Source organism: Marinobacter sp. Arc7-DN-1 (assembly GCF_003441595.1).
Taxonomy (GTDB): domain Bacteria; phylum Pseudomonadota; class Gammaproteobacteria; order Pseudomonadales; family Oleiphilaceae; genus Marinobacter; species Marinobacter metalliresistant.
On sequence record NZ_CP031848.1, the window covers coordinates 1,524,304 to 1,540,346 of the forward strand.

The window sequence follows — 16,043 nt, forward strand, 5'->3', positions numbered from 1 at the left end:
ACTCGGCGTCATCTCGCCACTGGCCTATCTCACCGCCAGAGCACTGAAGCCAGACTGGTTGCTCATGACAAGCGAGGTCGGACCCTTATCGAACGTTAGACGACAAGGCCCGTTTCAGAACCGGACGGAAGCCCTCAAGGGCTTCCTGGACACCACAGTTCGAAATTCAAAGCCGCCACCGCATTGGATGGTCCTGCCTGAGCACCCCTTTCTCATCCCAATCGTCCCAACCGGTAAACGGAATCGGGGGCTCGCAGGAAAGCGTGGGGATCCGCTCCGCCCAGGCCGCTTTCTTCTGCTCCAGTTGCTTTCTAAACGTACCCTCGCCCTGATACCGGATACCGCCGCCTTGAACGCCATAGCTAACCTGAGGCACCAACACATCGAACCCCACATAATAGAGCGAATCGTGCATCGGCCATAACCATTCAACCATGTTCCCAGCTCGACCGAAGGGCATGAACGCCTGTTCAGGGGAGCCGGCAGTCACGGAGCACATCGCCGTCTTGCCCCGGAAATGGCCCCGGTTGTAACGCCGGCTGCCGGAATAAAGCCCGCCATAGACCAGCACCCGGTCAAACCAGCCTTTCAATATCGCCGGCTGGGTGTGGCATTGTTTAAGCGATCGCGCAGCGGCTACACATCGAGCCCCGCCAGACGGGACACTAGCCCCGGCGTTTGAGGCGTTTCGCGCCCACTATCCGGACATCGAGCTGGAAGTTGTCATTTCCAATCAGGTTCACAGCCTGAGCAAGCGCGAAGCCGACATTGCCGTTCGCCCCACCCGGAACCCGCCGCAAACCCTGGTCGGCCAGCGGGCCGGATCCATTCAACAGGCCGTCTACGGCCAACGACGCCACTGGCAAGACGTGCCGGCTCCCCTGGACACATTGGCCAGATACCACTGGGTCGGTCCAGACAAGCACATGGGAGACAGTGCCCTGGAAACCTGGCTGACACAGCAAGGCCTGGATAACCACTGCCACTATCGGGTTGATTCCATGTTGGGTATGCAAACGGCGGTGCGCCATGGGACGGGCCTGGCGGTGCTGCCCTGCTATCTCGGGGATTCAGACCCTGAACTCATGCGGTTGACGGATCCCCTGTCGGAACTGGCCGTTCCGCTCTGGCTGCTCACCCACCCGGATCTGAGACGCGTCAGTCGGATCAGGGTATTCACGCAAGACATTGGAGAGTACATTCGACAAAGACTTGGATGAGAGGAAGCGACCTATAAAACCGGGACAGATCTATTTTCATCCCAAATAGATCTGTCCCGGTTTCGGTTGCTGGGTCACGTCTTGCATTTGGAGCCCGTAGCGTAAGTATGTTGTTCGGACTGTAGTTTCGGCCTTGATTCTCGTCAAACAAATACATGCTTGGCAACTGTTTTCAGGTCTATTTCAGCTTCGTGTGTTCGACTGCCAGAACCCCAACTTGCTCCAAATTGGTACATTTATGATATATCGTACCTGTATTAGCTTAGGGAAAATATTTTAGATTCTGGAGCATTTTTATGGGTTGGCTGACAAAAAAACAAGTTCCTATCCCTCAAGGAGATTTGTCATGAGCGTGAATTATAAAAGCATACTTCGCCGAATTCCCCCCGTCTTCTTTGCGGCGGTCTATATGGCCCTGATGTCTGTGCCTGCAGGTGCAGCCGGGTACGACAATGCCCTGAAGGGCGTTAAGAACTATGACGCTGTCTACGAGGTGAGCCAGGGAGATCCCAAGGTCGTTAACCCCGTTTTCTTGGTAATAAAGAACTCCTACAAAGCACCTGAAGTGAAGGCGCTTGCGAAAGAGCCCAACATCGCCATCGTTTTTCACGGGCCGGTGGTGAAACTGCTTTCGACTGACAGCGCATCATTTGATGAGGCAGAGCTGGCCGAGGTACAGAAATTCCAGACGACTCTTAAACAAATGAAGAAGGACGGGGTGACACTGGAAGTTTGCCGTTACGCGTTGAAAGGGATGGGTGTAGATGAGGCGACGATCATTCCGGAGGTCGACCCGGTAGATAATGGTTTCGTCTCGGTCATCGGCTATCAGATGCAGGGGTACGCGGTTGTCCGAATCCCCTAAACAAAAAATCGGTTGTTGCTCTGCGAGCTGAAGTTCACCTTGAGGTCCGCTGGTCAAGATTGATCACATAAAAGGTGGAACACGAATGCGATTGCTCGCAAACTGGAGGTTCCGGGGCCAGTGCACCACGTTCTGGTGACGTCGGACGGTCGCTAAGCCGTTTCCACTCATCCCATGAGCAGCGGAATCAGTATTATTGATCTGGACTCCGGTCCCATCCGCAAATAAGCAGGTGGCGTGGTCAAGTCCACGCGCCACACCTGCGGCAGTCAGGAAGCAGCCCTGCATTGCCACGAAGAATCTCTCCACAATACCGGTCGTTCCGACAAAAACTGACACATTGGGCCAGCCGGTGGCCCGGATTCTTCGGGGCTGCCTCTGCCGTTTTTGGACGACTCGGTGTCGTATTGGATTCACCTGCACTGAGCAATTAGAGCCACATTGAATCAGGGCCCTGGCCGATATGCGGCTGCGCGAGGGCGTTCATTGCAGGCAAAGGGGAACCAAAATGGCACAACTACCGAAACGTGCAAGAGTCGTAATCATTGGCCAGGGCGGTATCGTTGGCTCCTCGGTAGCACACCACCTGATCGAGCAGGGCTGGGATGACATCGTAGGACTGGAAAAATCCGCCATTCCCTCAGACATCGGCTCCACCTCCCACGCCTCGGATTTCTGCTTCACCACTTCCCACGACAAGCTGAACATTTACACCACCAAGTACAGCCAGGCCTTTTATGAAAAGCGTGGCAATTACGTGAAATGCGGCGGCATGGAAGTGGCGCGCGTCGATGACGACGAGCGCATGGACGAACTCCGCCGCAAGGTGGGTTCCGGGAAAGCCTTCGGCACAAATGTCAGCATGATTTCGCCCAAGCGGGCAAAGGAGCTGTTTCCATTGCTGGAGGAAAGCCAGGTCCAGGGCGCCATGTGGGACCCGGACGCCGGGCTGGTGGTACCCCGCTCCCAGAGCGTAGCCGGCGATCTGGTGGAAGAAGCCGTGGCCACCGGCAAACTCCAGGCTTTTGCCTACACACCGGCCATCCGCATTGATGTCCAGGACGGCCAGGTGCGTGGTGTTGAAACCCACAAGGGTTACATCGAAACCGAATACGTGGTGCTCTCCATGGGTATCTGGGGGCCGTTGATGGCCAACACCGCCAATGCGCCTCTGCCTCTGATGCCATTGGAACACCCCCTGCTGTTCTTCGGCCCCTACGAAGAACTGGCCGGAACCGGCAAACAGATCGTCTATCCGCTGTTCCGCGACCAGGGCAACTCCGCCTATGTGCGGGACACCGGCGACCCCACCACCACCGAAGGTGGCCGTATCGAGTGGGGTTATTACGAGGCGGAAAACCCTCGGCTGGTCTACCCTGGCGCCATTGCCGAGCCCGGTGATGCGCGGATGTCGCCCTCGATGCGGGATCTTTCACTGGATCAGGTCATGGACGCCTACGAAAAAGCCATCGAAATGACCCCGATCCTGGGCGAGTTGGGTTGGGAGGAAAAGCATTCCTTCAACGGCCTGCTGTCGGTGACTCCGGATGGCGGCTCACTGATGGGCGAATCCCCGGAAGTCCGCAACCTGTGGTTCTGTGAAGCAGTCTGGGTCAAGGACGGTCCGGGTGCGGGCAAGTTACTGGCGGACTGGATGACTCATGGATCCCCGGAGATGGACCCTCACAGCATCGATATTGCCCGCCATTACCCGCTTCAGAAAACACCGGACTTCGTGTACAACCGCTGCTATGAGACTGCCAAAAAGATCTACACCCCGGCGGTTCATCCGCGTGAGCCCTACCTCTCCGGCCGCAAGATGCGAACCAGCCCGTTCTACCTGCGGGAAGTTGGACTGGGCGCTTACTTTATGGAGGCCGCCGGCTGGGAGCGTGCTCACGGTTACGCCGCCAATGAGCCCACCCTGCTGGCGAAATACCGCGACCGTATCCCGGTGCGGGAGCACGAATGGGACACCCGGCATTTCTGGGAGGTATCCAACGCCGAGCAACTGGAGATGAGCGAGTCCGTGGGCATGATCAACCTCTCCCATTTCGCCATCTTTGACATCTCCGGCGACGACGCGGAGGCGCTGCTGGAGTATCTGTCGGTGGCCAAGGTGGGTGGCACCACGCCCCATGGCAAAGGCGTCTACACCCACTTCCTCGACAGCCGCGGGGGCGTGCGCTCCGACCTGACCATCATCCGGCGGGGCGAGAAAGACTATCGGGTCGTCTGCGGCGGCGACACCGGCCACCGGGACTATTGCTGGATCACCCGCATGGCCCGGGAGAAGGGCCTGGACAACATCCAACTGCACGACCGCACCGACGAACTGGCTACCCTGGGGCTCTGGGGTCCCAAGGCCCGGGAGACCCTGGCGCAGTTCGTCACCGACCCGGACCAGTTGTCGGCGGACAATTTCCCGTTTGCCACCGCGCAGGAACTGAACATTCGGGGCGTTCCGGTCTGGGCTTTCCGCATATCCTATGTGGGCGAACAGGGCTGGGAGCTTTACTTCCCATTCAGTTACGGCCTGCGAATCTGGGACCTGTTGTACGACGCCGGCGTTACCCCGGTGGGCATCGAAACTTACGCCAACACGCGGCGCCTGGAGAAAAGCCTGCGGCTGCAGAATGTGGACCTGGAAACGGAATACAACCTTTACGAGGCCGGACTGCAACGGCCCAAGGTCAAGGAAGCCGATTTCCACGGCAAAGCCGCTTACCTGGAACAACGGGAGTGGCCCCGGCAATCGGCCTACCTGTGCACCATGACCATGACCGGGCACCAGGATGCTAACGGCGTGCTGCGCTATCCGGTGGGCCAATGGCCGATTCTGGACCCGCAAACCGGCGAAGTGCTGGTGGACAGCCACGGCCGCCGCTCCTACAACACCAGCGTGGCCTGGGGGCCTTCGGTGGGAAAAATCATCCTGTTGGGTTATATCCCCGCGGAGTACGCCCAGGAAGGCCGTGAACTGACTCTGGAATACTTCCAGGAACACTACCCTATCCGCATTGAGGCAGTGGGTTACCGGGCGCTGTTTGATCCAGACAACGAACGGATCAGATCCTGACCGGTTTCAGACAAGAGGCAAGGCGGTCAGCACTCGATGATGTTGACCGCCAGCCCTCCCCTGGCGGTTTCCTTGTATTTGTCCAGCATGTCGCGGCCGGTTTCCCGCATGGTGTGCAGCACCTTGTCCAGGGACACGTAATGCTTGCCGTCACCCCGCAGCGCCATAATCGCGGCATCAATGGCCTTCACCGAGGCCATGGCGTTACGCTCGATGCAGGGAATCTGCACCAGCCCGCCAATGGGGTCACAGGTCATGCCCAGATGATGTTCCATGCCAATTTCGGCGGCGTTTTCTACCTGTTCCGCGGTACCGCCCGTCGCCGCTGCAAGGCCGGCAGCAGCCATGGCGCAGGCCGAACCAACCTCGCCCTGGCATCCCACCTCGGCCCCGGAAATGGACGCATTTTCCTTGAACAGCACGCCAATCGCCCCGGCGGTCAGCATGAAGCGCAAAATGCCCTCCTCGTTCGCCTGCGGACAAAACTCCCAGTAATAGTGGAGCACAGCCGGAACAACGCCTGCCGCGCCATTGGTTGGCGCCGTTACAATCCGCCCCCCGGCGGCATTTTCCTCATTGACGGCGAGGGCATAGAGATTGATCCAGTCCAGCGCACTCAGGGACGGTGAAATCAGATCCACCCGCTGCTTGTCCATCAGCGACCGATACAGCGACGCGGCCCGGCGCCGGACCTTGAGACCACCGGGCAATTCGCCCTCGTGGTGAATGCCGCTCTGTACGCACTCCCTCATCACCCGCCATAGCTCCAGAATGCCGCTGCGAATCTCACCCGGCGTGCGCCAGGCCTGCTCGTTGGCAAGCATGATGTCGGCGATGGTCAGGTCGTGCTCCCGACACAGCGTCAGCAGCGCCTTGGCGCTGTTAAAGGGGTATGGCTGTGGCGTATCATCCTCGCGGACTTTCAGGGTGCCATCAGCGGTCGCATCCACCACGAACCCACCGCCTACCGAGTAATAGGTTTTTTCGTACAGGCACTGCCCCTCACCGTCGAAGGCCTGGCAGACCATGCCGTTGGGGTGTTCAGGCAGTGATTTGCGACGGTAATAGACCAGATCGTTATTCTCACGGAAGCGAACGGGGTGTTGCCCTGCGATCGACAGGATTCCGCAGTCGCGAATCCGCTCAAGGCGAGCCGGCATTTCCTCAGGATCGACCCGGTCAGGTCGTTCGCCCTCCAGCCCCATCATTACCGCAGGGCCGGTGCAATGGCCCTTGCCGGTGGCACCAAGAGAGCCGTACAGGGACACCTTGAGCCGGCAAACGGAAGAAAGCAGCCCTTCGGTCACAAGAGCCCCGGCAAACCGTCGTGCCGCCTCCATGGGCCCCACGGTGTGGGAACTGGAAGGGCCAATACCGACCTTGAACAGCTCAAACAGACTGATCGCCAATTTCAGGCCTCCTGTTGAGGGACACACTCCAACAATAACGCCAATGCGGCCCCGCCGCATGCTCTCTGACGACACTGACAAGATGATTTACGACAGCAGGGCAGGTGGCGTTGAGACCATCCTGGAATCGCCGGTGTCGCATCTGAACCATTGGCACTCTGGCCACCCCCTTAGCCACCCCTTAGCCACCCCCTTAGAATGAAACCAACGTGGAGCTGATCACTTATTGCACAATGCCAGTGCAGCAGCTAGTGTTCAGGTTAGGGTGGTCGACACAGACATCCCGTTACCGGCCACCAAAGCTGGCCCAGGCAGGGCAAGGGGGTTGCTGATGACCACTGATACCGGCTCGCACACAGACAGGCCCGCCCAGCAGCCCTATCGGGTCGGCTTCCTGCTGATCGACAACTTCACTCTGATCGCCCTTGCCACCGCGGTTGAACCCCTGCGCATGGCCAATCAACTGGCAGGCGCCGAACTCTATTCCTGGAAGCTGCTTACCGCCGAGGGCGGCCCTGCCCGCGCCAGTGACGGCATCACCATGGTGCCGGATGCGTCCATTCAGGAAGAGCACGGCTTCGATCTGGTCATCGTTGTTGCCGGCATTGATGTCACCCGGAGTTTCTCCCGCAAGGAAGTCAACTGGCTGAAACAGATGGCCCGGCGCCATGTCCTGCTGGGGGCTGTCTGTACCGGCGCTTATGTGCTGGCCAGTGCCGGCCTGCTGGACGGCCACGCCTGCAGCGCCCACTGGGAATGCCTGGAAGCCATGCAGGAGGGCTTTCCACGGGTCCAGACCAACAACCACCTGTTTACTGTAGAGAGGGAACGCATGACCTGCACCGGTGGCACGGTGCCCATGCACATGATGCTCAGCTTCCTGGCCCGGCGCCATGGCCAGGAACTCAGCAACGCGGTCTCCCACATGTTTGTCTGTGACCGGGTACGGGAGGAAAGTGAACAACAACCCATGCCCATGCATCCGGGCCTGGCCCGCGCGCAACCCAAGCTGGCGGAAGCCGCCCAGTTGATGGAAGCCAACATTGAAGAGCCCATCGAACTTCAGGAACTGGCGACACTGGCCGGGATATCACGCCGACAACTGGAAAGGTTGTTCCTCAAGCACATGGGCTGCACGCCCTCACGCTACTACCTGCGGGTGCGGCTGAACCGCGCACGCCGGCTGCTCAAACAGACATCCTGCTCCATTGTGGAGATTGCCTCCATGTGCGGATTTGTCTCCGCCACCCACTTCAGTCGCTGCTATCGCAAAACCATGGGGCGCGCGCCCAAATACGAGCGAATGGAAGTTTACTCCCAGGGCCTGGGCCCCGCCGGCAATGTCCTGACCGATACCATGGCCAGTCTGCCTTCCTCTTCCCTGCAGGCACTGAGACGTGCGCGCACCGAGCCAACCTACGGTATTTTCGAGGACACCGGTTCAGGTTAGCCCCACAACCAGGCCGTTCGCATCAAGGGCGATATCCAGTGCCGCGGGACGGCGGGGCAGGCCCGGCATGGTCATGATGTCGCCACAAATCGCTACCACAAACCCGGCGCCAGCGGCGAGGCGCACTTCCCTGACCGGCAGCATGTGGCCGGACGGCGCACCCTTCACGGTCGAGTCCGCCGAGAAGCTGTACTGGGTCTTGGCAATACACACCGGCAGGTGGCCGAACCCCAGGCTTTCGTATTCCTCCAACTGCTGTTTGGCCAGGGTTGTAAATTCAACGCTTCCCGCGTGATAGATACGGGTGGCTATGGTGCGGATCTTGTCCGCCAACGGCAGGCTGTCCTCGTAGAGGAATTTCACCTCCGGTGTGCCTTCGTCCATCTGGTCGAGCACAGCCTGGGCCAGTTCCGTTGCGCCCTCGCCGCCGGTTGCCCAGTGGTCGGCGGGCACTGCCCTCACGCCCAGCTCTTCACTGATGGACTGCACCAGCGCCATCTCGTCTTCAGTATCGCCGGGAAAGCGGTTGATGCACACCACTGGGGTCAGGCCGAACTGCTGCAGGTTGCGGATGTGTCGCTCCAGGTTGGCGGCACCGTCCCGCACCGCGGCCAGGTTGGGAGTGCCCAACTGGCTCCGGGCGACACCACCCTGCATCTTGAGGGCCCGAATGGTGCAGACCACCACGGCGGCGTCTGGCCGCAAGCCCGTGTGCCGGCATTTGATATCAATGAACTTTTCCGCACCAAGATCCGCACCGAAGCCGGCTTCGGTCACCACAACGTCGTTCAGAGCCAGGGCCGCACGAGTGGCAGTCACGGAGTTACAGCCATGAGCAATATTGGCAAAGGGGCCACCATGGATGAACACCGGGTTATGCTCCAGACTCTGCACCAGGTTCGGCTGCAGCGCCTCTTTCAACAGCACGGTTAGCGCGCCTTCAACCCCCAGATCACGAACGGTGACCGGTGTCATATCGGAACGCCGGCCAACAATGATATTACCCAATCGCTGCTTCAGATCCGCACGCCCGTCCGCCAGGCACAGGATAGCCATAATCTCTGACGACACCGTGATATCGAAACCGGTTTCCCGGGGCACACCATGGGCTGCGCCACCCAGGCCACACACCATGTTGCGCAGGGAGCGATCAGTCAGGTCCATGACTCTGCGCCAGCTCACGTAACGTGGGTCCAGCCCGGCTTCATTGCCCCAGTGAATGTGGTTGTCGATCAGCGATGCCAGCAGGTTGTGGGCGGTGGTAATGGCGTGGAAGTCGCCGTTGAAATGCAGGTTGATGTCTTCCATCGGAATCACCTGCGCCCGGCCTCCGCCAGCAGCGCCGCCCTTCATACCAAAGCAGGGGCCGAGGGACGGCTCCCGCAGGCACACGGAAGAACGCACACCCAGGCGGTTGAAGCCGTCGTTCAGCCCCACGCTGGTGGTGGTCTTGCCCTCGCCGGCCGGGGTTGGGGTAATGGCGGTCACCAGCACCAGCTTGCCCCGGGGCGCGGTAGCGGAGGTATCGACATAGGCCATATCCAGCTTGGCCTTGTAGTGACCGAAAGGCACAAGGCTTTCACCCGGCAGTCCAAAACGCTGTTGGGCCAACAGCAGAATGGACTGGGGCTGGACCGAGCGGGCGATCTCAATGTCCGGGGTGCCCGGCGGCGGAAACTCCGCAATCGCCGGCATTACGGATGTCAGTTTACTGTACTGAAGACTCATGGAACTGCCCTCTCTGGCCCTCAACGGACCCGCTGTGCTCTTGAATCCATTGCGCCGACTGGCGCAGACCGCCGAATGGGAAGAGATGAATACCCCGGAGCAGGGTATCCGGGTTGTCCAGGCAGTACTGGACCAACGCTCGCACCATGCCGTCAGGCGTCCAGGCGCGCAGTAGTTTGGCGCTGCCCGGGCGACGCAGCATCATGCGGGCAGACGCCCCCACCCCGCATTGCGCGGCATAGGCAATAAGGGTTTTTACCCGCGTCGGCCCGGCCATTCCGATGTAGACAGGCACCTCTTCCAGGATATTGCCCAGGCTCTGCAGCCAGTCGATGACCACCTCGGCGTCGAAAGTGAACTGGGTCACCACCCACAGCCTCGTGGCTGTGGTGCGGGCGTATTCACGCTTGACGCTCAGGGCTTGGGTCAACGTGGCCCGGTCCGCCATGGGATGCCCCTCCGGATGGGCAGCCACGCCAATACCACGAAACCGGAATTGCGCCAACAAGCCGGATTCAAGCACCGCCAGAGTGTCCGGAAAGGGGCCGACCACCGCATCGCTGTCGCCGGCAATCAGCAGCAACCGGTCAACCCTGCTCTCATCGAGCTGTGCCAACCAGTCCCGCAGTTGCCCGCGGCTCTCGGCCATACGGGCGGGTACGTGGGGGATCGGCTGCATGCCCATATTGAGGAGGTGCCGGCAGGCTTCCAGAGTGTCGCTGAATTGCCCTTTTGGCAGGAATGGCACATAGACACAGGTGCCCTCGGGCAGCAGGTCCGGCAGATCTTCCGCTGCCAGTATCTGGCGGGGTGTCGCCTCAATCGAAGCCGAGCGCACCAGGGCGCGAAGCCGTTCCGCCGCCGCCTCATCGCGCGGGTTGGACGCCTGTTTTTCGCTCGCCAGTTTCATAAGCCGCGTACCCCCTTGCTGCCGGTGCCTGCTACCGCCTGCCCTTCCCGTTAGGCTAGTCGGCGAAGTCAATACCCTTCGCCCGGGCCCGTTCACGGGCGTTGGGGTTCACCGATGGCCGGAAGGGCACTTCCACCACCTCCGCCTCCACAGCGGTTGAGCCATCCGCCGCGGCATATTCCACCGGAAGGTGCACGGTCAAGCTGCTGCCAATACTGCTCAGATCAAACGGCACATAGGCCAGCGCGATGTTCGTCTCCAGTTCCGGCGAGTACCAGGGTGACGTGACATAGCCCTCCGGCTCGCCACCATCGGGCCCGCTGATCAGCCAGAAATCATTGGCGTAGTCAGTCACCTTGCCGCCGCCAAAGCGGATGCCCACCATAATGTGGCTGAACGGCGGACGACCGGCATCCAACTGCTCACGAACCTTCTCCAGCGTCTGCTTGCCGATATAATCCGCATCTTTGTTGCGCGGCACCTGGTAGGCCAGGTTGCACTGGAATGGCAGGGTTTCCTGATCCACATCCTGGCCCCAGGAAAGAATGCCCGCGGCTATCCGGCGATGGTGTGCGGGCGCTATCACCCGCAGGTTGTGCGGTTCACCGGCCGCAAGCACTGTGTACCAGAGGTCCTCGGCGTATTTAGTCGCTTCCTTGAGGTAAATCTCGTAACCCTTCTCTCCGGTGAAACCGGTCTGGGAAACGATGACATCGTGGCCCGCCACCTGGCCTTCCATCAGTCCATAGTAGGGAATGTCTTTCACGCCCTCACCGAACAGATCCGTCATAAGTGCCTCGGACTTGGGACCCTGGATCTGGACCGGTGCCACATCGATTTCCGCGATGCTGACGTTGAAGCCCATACCGACGTTTACGCCCCGCAGCCAGAATTCCAGATCACTGTCGGAAAGGGAGAACCAGAATTCGTCCTCGGCCACCCGAAGCAATACCGGGTCATTGAGGATACCGCCGTCCTCGTTGCACAGGATGACGTACTTGCCCCGCATGGGTTTGATCTTGGTAGCGTCCCGGGTGATCACATAGTTCACGAAGCGCTCCGCATCCGGACCCTTGACCTGGATCTGGCGCTCCACCGCCACGTTCCACATGGTAACGTCGTGTATCAGCGACTCGTATTCCACCATGGCACCACCGTCTTCCGGGCGGACATAACCCCGGGGATGGTACATGCGGTTGTAAACGGTCGCCCGCCAGCAGCCCGCCTCGTAGGCCAGGTGCCAATACGGCGACTTGCGGACCCGTGTGGAAATCAGCATCTCCACCGGCGTGGGGCCGGACTGACGCAGGTTGATGGGTACGCGGCGATCCGACTGGTCGACGCTGTCGGGCTGGCGCGCGGCACCGGCCCGTTGTTGCGGATCATCCTGAGGTACTTGTTCGAATTTAACGGCCATTGCTATCTCCCCCTTACCGGGTTGTCGATAGCCCTAATGTGACCGTCTTTCGGTTTTCCGGGAGGAACCAATACGACACGGATTCGACTAAAAGCGGCAGAGGGTTGGCCGCAGCTCCAGAAAAGCACCGCTGGATAACCCGTGTCAGGCCACCGAAAAAATCGCTTGCCATAGTACGTAGCCTCACAGCCTTACTGGCACCGACCGGCTGCGCCTCGATCAGCACGCGGCCGGATAACAGCAGCCGCGCCGGATTAAAGCTTCACCATCAACTTACCCTTGTTCTCGCCGGTCAGGAACAGGTTCAGGCCGTTCATGGCCGATTCCAACCCTTCCAGAACGTGTGTCCGGTATTTGATCTGTCCCTTCTGAACATAGGGTGTGAGCTTGGCGTGCAGCTCCTTCGTCCTGTGCCAATGATCAGGCATGGTGAAACCCTGGATCGACAGGCGTTTCTTGATGATGCGCATCCAGTTGGGGCCGGGACGAGGGTTCGCTGAGGTGTAATCGGCAATCATTCCGCACACCACAATACGGCCGTGCGCATTCATCCGCTCGAACACGTAGTCCTGGACCGGACCACCGGTGTTCTCGAAGTAGACGTCGATACCCTCCGGGGCCAGTTCATCCAGTTTCGCGCCCAGGTCGTCGGTCCTGTAGTTCACGGCACCGTCGAAGCCCAGTTCATTGACAATCCAGTCCGCCTTTTCATCGCTGCCGACGACACCGATAACCCGCAGACCATCGGCCCTGGCCAACTGCCCCACGATCGAGCCGACAGAGCCGGCGGCACCGGATACCACCAGGGTTTCACCCGGCTTGGGGTCACCATAACCATACAGCCCCTGGGTGGCGGTCAGACCGGGCAGGGCAAAAACCGACAGTACCATTTCCGGCGGCAGGCTTTTATCCACCTTGTTCACGCCCGTACCATCCGTCAGGGCCATTTCCTGCCAGCCAAACATCCCCATGACCTGGTCACCCACGGCAAAATCCGGGTGATTCGAAGCGACGACCTCGCCAATGCCCGATGAACGCATGACGTCACCCAACTCCACCCGGGGAATGTAGCTATCGGTGTCCTCACTCATCCAGCCCATCATGGCCGGGTCGAGAGACATATAGGTCTGCCGGACCAGAAATTCACCTTCGGCGGGTTCCGGAACGGTGTTTTCCACCACCTCGAACAGCTCCGGGCCGACAGTCCCCGCAGGCCGCTTCACCAGGTTAATCGCTTTATAGGTACTCATTGGCTGACTATCTCCTGCAGTGCGTGAAAGAACCGTTGATAATCACTGATATGGGGACAGGAGCCCTTCCTTAAAAGGGCACGACCGTAGTCCTTGCCCACGCCGGGTTTCTCAAAGACGCCCAAAGACTAATCCAGAACGCCAAAACTTAGTAACCAAAGGTTATTTACACAACAGAGAGACAGCCGTATATTAAGTGACCATCGTTCACTTAATAAGGAAAACACCATGAACTATGTGCTCATCACCGGCGCCAGTGCCGGCATAGGCGAAGAGTTCGCCCGCGCTCTGGCTGCCGAAAAGCAGAACCTGATTCTTGTGGCCCGTCGTGAAGACCGCCTGGCCTCCCTGGCTACCGAGCTTTCAGAAAGATCCGGCGTATCCGTCGAGGTTCTGGCTGCCGACCTGGCCACAGCCGAGGGCGCCGAAAACGTTGTCTCGGCCGTTACTTCAGCCGGATGGAAGCTTACCGGCCTGATCAACAATGCCGGTTTTGGCGACCGCGGCAGCTTCAGCGACCTCTCACTGGAACGCCAGCTCAACATGATTCAGGTGAACGTGACATCGCTGGTTGCGCTGACCTGGAAACTCCTGCCCAACCTGAAAGAGAACCGGGACAGCTTCATCGTTAACGTCGCCTCCACCGCAGCGTTTCAGGCGGGGCCCGGCATGGCCATTTACTACGCCACGAAGGCCTTTGTATTGTCCTTTTCCGAAGCACTGCACGAGGAATTACGAGGCTCAGGCGTTGCCGTAAGCGCACTCTGCCCGGGAGCGACAGCGTCAGAGTTCGCAGCTGAAGCCAATATGACGGACACCAGGCTCTTCAAAGCCGGCACCATGTCAGCCGAAGCGGTGGCAACCACAGCACTGGCCAGACGCCGCAGTGCCATCGTCATCCCGGGACTGCGTAACCGGTTGATGGTATGGTTGGGCAAACTTTCCCCCCGACTCATTACCAGGCGCCTCGCAGGCTGGTTACAGGCGTAAGAAACGATGACAATCAGGCTTTGTGGTGGCAAGCAGCGCGCACGCACGGAAGCGGAAAAAATCACAAGGGAACAGCAGATTCTCGATGCGGCGGCAGAGCTGTTCGTTAGTCGCAGCTATGACAAGCTGACACTAGCCGATGTGGCAGCAGCAAGTGGGCTGACCAAGGCTGCGCTGTACCGATATTTCAGGAGCAAAGAGCTGCTGTTCATCGCCGTCTACAAGCGTGCTTTCAGAGCCGTGGTGCACGAGGCGCAATCCAGAGAGTCGATGACGTTGCCCGAGGATCTGACCGGACTCTTGGTCGCGCATCCTCTTTTTTGCGGCCTCACCGCCATATTACACGTTGCCCTGGAAACCGGGCTGACCGAGCAGGAGGCCCGCGATTTCAAACTGTTCTTACTGGAACAATCACAACAGCTGGCAGCACCCATTAAGTCCGCCAGCGGTCGCGATGACGCCGCCTGTTTTCATTTTCTCATGCAATGCCAACAGGCGCTGATCGGATGCTGGCATATGACCCATCCGCCCGCCGCCGCGCGCAAGGCCATGGAACAACCGCCGTTAACGGTATTCAAAATGGCGTTCGAGCCGACGCTGCGGAGCCATCTTCGGGCACTGACCTGTGCTTTTGTGGCCCAGCCATGAGCTGAGCCCAGGTTTTCGAGCACAAGTCAGCAAGATCAGCAATACTTCCGGGCCCTTTGCTTCAGCATATACGGGGCAGCTGTTCGCCGGAGAGTCTGTCGATGACCCGGCTGGCGCCAATCATACTGGAAGCCGTAACCAAGCCGGCGGCCCCTTGCACAAAATGGCCGATTTCAACGGCCGCCTCGCTCACCGGGTACCTCCGGAGCACATCCACTGCCCGGGCAACATCCGGTTCAGCCACGACGGCGATAAAGCGGCCTTCGTTGGCCACATGCAGTGGGTCCAGCCCCAGCAGCTCGCAAAAGGCAGACACATCTTCGCGAACCGGGATATCGGCCTCACGGATCTCCGCTGCCACCCCGGCACTTTCCGAGACTTCCACCAACGCACTGGCCAGGCCTCCGCGGGTAAGGTCACGAAGGCAATGCACATCCACCCCCGCTTCCAGCAACGCCAGGACCGGCGGCGCGACCGAAGCGCAGTCGCTCTCAATCGCCGATTCCAGGTCAAGCTTCTCCCGCGCAGTCATCACTGCGACGCCGTGGCGTCCAAGGTCGCCACTGAGCAGAATCCGGTCGCCAGGCCGCACCCGGGCAGGCGCCACCGGCTGTGGCGCCACAACTCGCCCGACTCCGGCGGTGTTGATGTACAAACCATCCGCCTTGCCGCGTTCCACCACCTTGAGGTCGCCGGTCACGATTTGCACGCCAGCTTCGAGGGCTGCGGCAGCCATGGAATCGACAACCCGGCGCAACGTAGCCAGCGGCAAACCCTCTTCGAGAATAAAACCGGCACTCAGGTATTGCGGCCTGGCCCCGCACATGGCGAGGTCGTTGACCGTGCCATGCACCGCCATAGTACCGATATCAGAACCCGGAAAGAACAGCGGCCGCACCACGTAGGAGTCCGTCGTGAACGCCATGGCACCGGGCATATCGACCACGGCGCCGTCGTGTTGCCGTGCCAGCCAGGGATTATCAAACGCCGGACGAAAAATACCATCAAGCAACTGGGCCATGGCCCGGCCGCCACCACCGTGGGCTATTTTCACCACCTCATGGTCATCGTTCATCG

13 protein-coding genes are annotated in these 16,043 nt (G+C 59.9%); 6 read left to right on the forward strand and 7 right to left on the reverse strand.

Annotation, left to right across the window (positions count from 1 at the left end):
• Positions 1 to 166: 166 nt before the first annotated feature.
• The gene (locus D0851_RS07125) at positions 167 to 592 is read right to left on the reverse strand and encodes an NAD(P)H-dependent oxidoreductase (protein ID WP_227539475.1); all 426 of its coding nucleotides are present in this window, start codon (positions 590 to 592) and stop codon (positions 167 to 169) included.
• A gap of 13 nt (positions 593 to 605) precedes the next feature.
• On the opposite strand from D0851_RS07125, the gene D0851_RS07130 reads away from it, so the two are divergent.
• The 3 genes from D0851_RS07130 to D0851_RS07140 all read left to right on the forward strand — a co-directional run bounded on the left by D0851_RS07130 (position 606) and on the right by D0851_RS07140 (position 5,164).
• Entirely contained in the window at positions 606 to 1,220 is a 615-nt protein-coding gene (locus tag D0851_RS07130) for a substrate-binding domain-containing protein (RefSeq protein ID WP_205422281.1), read from the forward strand.
• A gap of 346 nt (positions 1,221 to 1,566) precedes the next feature.
• Positions 1,567 to 2,085 carry a DsrE family protein gene (locus tag D0851_RS07135; protein WP_117618018.1) on the forward strand — a complete coding sequence of 173 codons (519 nt, stop codon included), beginning with the start codon at positions 1,567 to 1,569 and terminating at the stop codon, positions 2,083 to 2,085.
• A gap of 508 nt (positions 2,086 to 2,593) precedes the next feature.
• Complete coding sequence (locus tag D0851_RS07140) at positions 2,594 to 5,164, forward strand: GcvT family protein (RefSeq protein ID WP_117618019.1); 2,571 nt, start codon at positions 2,594 to 2,596, stop codon at positions 5,162 to 5,164.
• Positions 5,165 to 5,190: 26 nt separating this feature from the next.
• On the opposite strand, the gene D0851_RS07145 is transcribed toward D0851_RS07140, so the two are convergent.
• Positions 5,191 to 6,573, reverse strand: coding sequence for an L-serine ammonia-lyase (locus tag D0851_RS07145; protein ID WP_117618020.1), 1,383 nt, complete (start codon positions 6,571 to 6,573; stop codon positions 5,191 to 5,193).
• 331 nt (positions 6,574 to 6,904) lie between these two features.
• Here D0851_RS07145 and D0851_RS07150 point away from each other — a divergent pair, with 331 nt between their 5' ends.
• Entirely contained in the window at positions 6,905 to 8,023 is a 1,119-nt protein-coding gene (locus D0851_RS07150) for a GlxA family transcriptional regulator (RefSeq protein ID WP_117618021.1), read from the forward strand.
• Here the strand turns inward: D0851_RS07150 and D0851_RS07155 are convergent.
• The 4 genes from D0851_RS07155 to D0851_RS07170 form a co-directional block, all read right to left on the reverse strand.
• Positions 8,015 to 9,718: a formate--tetrahydrofolate ligase gene (locus tag D0851_RS07155; RefSeq protein WP_227539521.1), complete on the reverse strand. Its 1,704-nt coding sequence runs from the start codon at positions 9,716 to 9,718 to the stop codon at positions 8,015 to 8,017. The two genes, D0851_RS07150 and D0851_RS07155, sit on opposite strands and share 9 nt — an antisense overlap.
• Before the next feature lie 13 nt (positions 9,719 to 9,731).
• Positions 9,732 to 10,661, reverse strand: coding sequence for a methylenetetrahydrofolate reductase (locus D0851_RS07160; protein ID WP_117618023.1), 930 nt, complete (start codon positions 10,659 to 10,661; stop codon positions 9,732 to 9,734).
• Between the two features lie 55 nt (positions 10,662 to 10,716).
• Positions 10,717 to 12,078, reverse strand: a complete 1,362-nt coding sequence (locus tag D0851_RS07165; RefSeq protein WP_117618024.1) for a glycine cleavage T C-terminal barrel domain-containing protein — start codon at positions 12,076 to 12,078, stop codon at positions 10,717 to 10,719.
• A gap of 254 nt (positions 12,079 to 12,332) precedes the next feature.
• Entirely contained in the window at positions 12,333 to 13,328 is a 996-nt protein-coding gene (locus tag D0851_RS07170; protein ID WP_117618025.1) for an NADP-dependent oxidoreductase, read from the reverse strand.
• A 228-nt stretch (positions 13,329 to 13,556) separates the two neighbouring features.
• Here D0851_RS07170 and D0851_RS07175 point away from each other — a divergent pair, with 228 nt between their 5' ends.
• Together D0851_RS07175 and D0851_RS07180 are read left to right on the forward strand one after the other, a co-directional pair.
• A complete protein-coding gene (locus D0851_RS07175) occupies positions 13,557 to 14,318 on the forward strand; it encodes an SDR family NAD(P)-dependent oxidoreductase (protein WP_117618026.1) in 762 nt (253 codons plus the stop codon).
• A gap of 6 nt (positions 14,319 to 14,324) precedes the next feature.
• Complete coding sequence (locus tag D0851_RS07180; RefSeq protein ID WP_117618027.1) at positions 14,325 to 14,966, forward strand: TetR family transcriptional regulator; 642 nt, start codon at positions 14,325 to 14,327, stop codon at positions 14,964 to 14,966.
• A 61-nt stretch (positions 14,967 to 15,027) separates the two neighbouring features.
• Here D0851_RS07180 and hypE read toward each other — a convergent pair whose 3' ends face one another.
• Complete coding sequence (gene hypE, locus D0851_RS07185; protein WP_117620316.1) at positions 15,028 to 16,041, reverse strand: hydrogenase expression/formation protein HypE; 1,014 nt, start codon at positions 16,039 to 16,041, stop codon at positions 15,028 to 15,030.
• Positions 16,042 to 16,043: the final 2 nt, after the last annotated feature.

Bases quoted from the DNA above. Each gene is read 5' to 3' on its own strand.
- D0851_RS07155 (WP_227539521.1), bottom strand. From the start codon at position 9,718: ATGCCGGCGATTGCGGAGTTTCCGCCGCCGGGCACCCCGGACATTGAG.
- D0851_RS07175 (WP_117618026.1), top strand. From the start codon at position 13,557: ATGAACTATGTGCTCATCACCGGCGCCAGTGCCGGCATAGGCGAAGAG.
- D0851_RS07140 (WP_117618019.1), top strand. From the start codon at position 2,594: ATGGCACAACTACCGAAACGTGCAAGAGTCGTAATCATTGGCCAGGGC.
- D0851_RS07180 (WP_117618027.1), top strand. From the start codon at position 14,325: ATGACAATCAGGCTTTGTGGTGGCAAGCAGCGCGCACGCACGGAAGCG.
- D0851_RS07150 (WP_117618021.1), top strand. From the start codon at position 6,905: ATGACCACTGATACCGGCTCGCACACAGACAGGCCCGCCCAGCAGCCC.
- D0851_RS07160 (WP_117618023.1), bottom strand. From the start codon at position 10,661: ATGAAACTGGCGAGCGAAAAACAGGCGTCCAACCCGCGCGATGAGGCG.
- hypE (WP_117620316.1), bottom strand. From the start codon at position 16,041: ATGAACGATGACCATGAGGTGGTGAAAATAGCCCACGGTGGTGGCGGC.
- D0851_RS07170 (WP_117618025.1), bottom strand. From the start codon at position 13,328: ATGAGTACCTATAAAGCGATTAACCTGGTGAAGCGGCCTGCGGGGACT.
- D0851_RS07135 (WP_117618018.1), top strand. From the start codon at position 1,567: ATGAGCGTGAATTATAAAAGCATACTTCGCCGAATTCCCCCCGTCTTC.
- D0851_RS07165 (WP_117618024.1), bottom strand. From the start codon at position 12,078: ATGGCCGTTAAATTCGAACAAGTACCTCAGGATGATCCGCAACAACGG.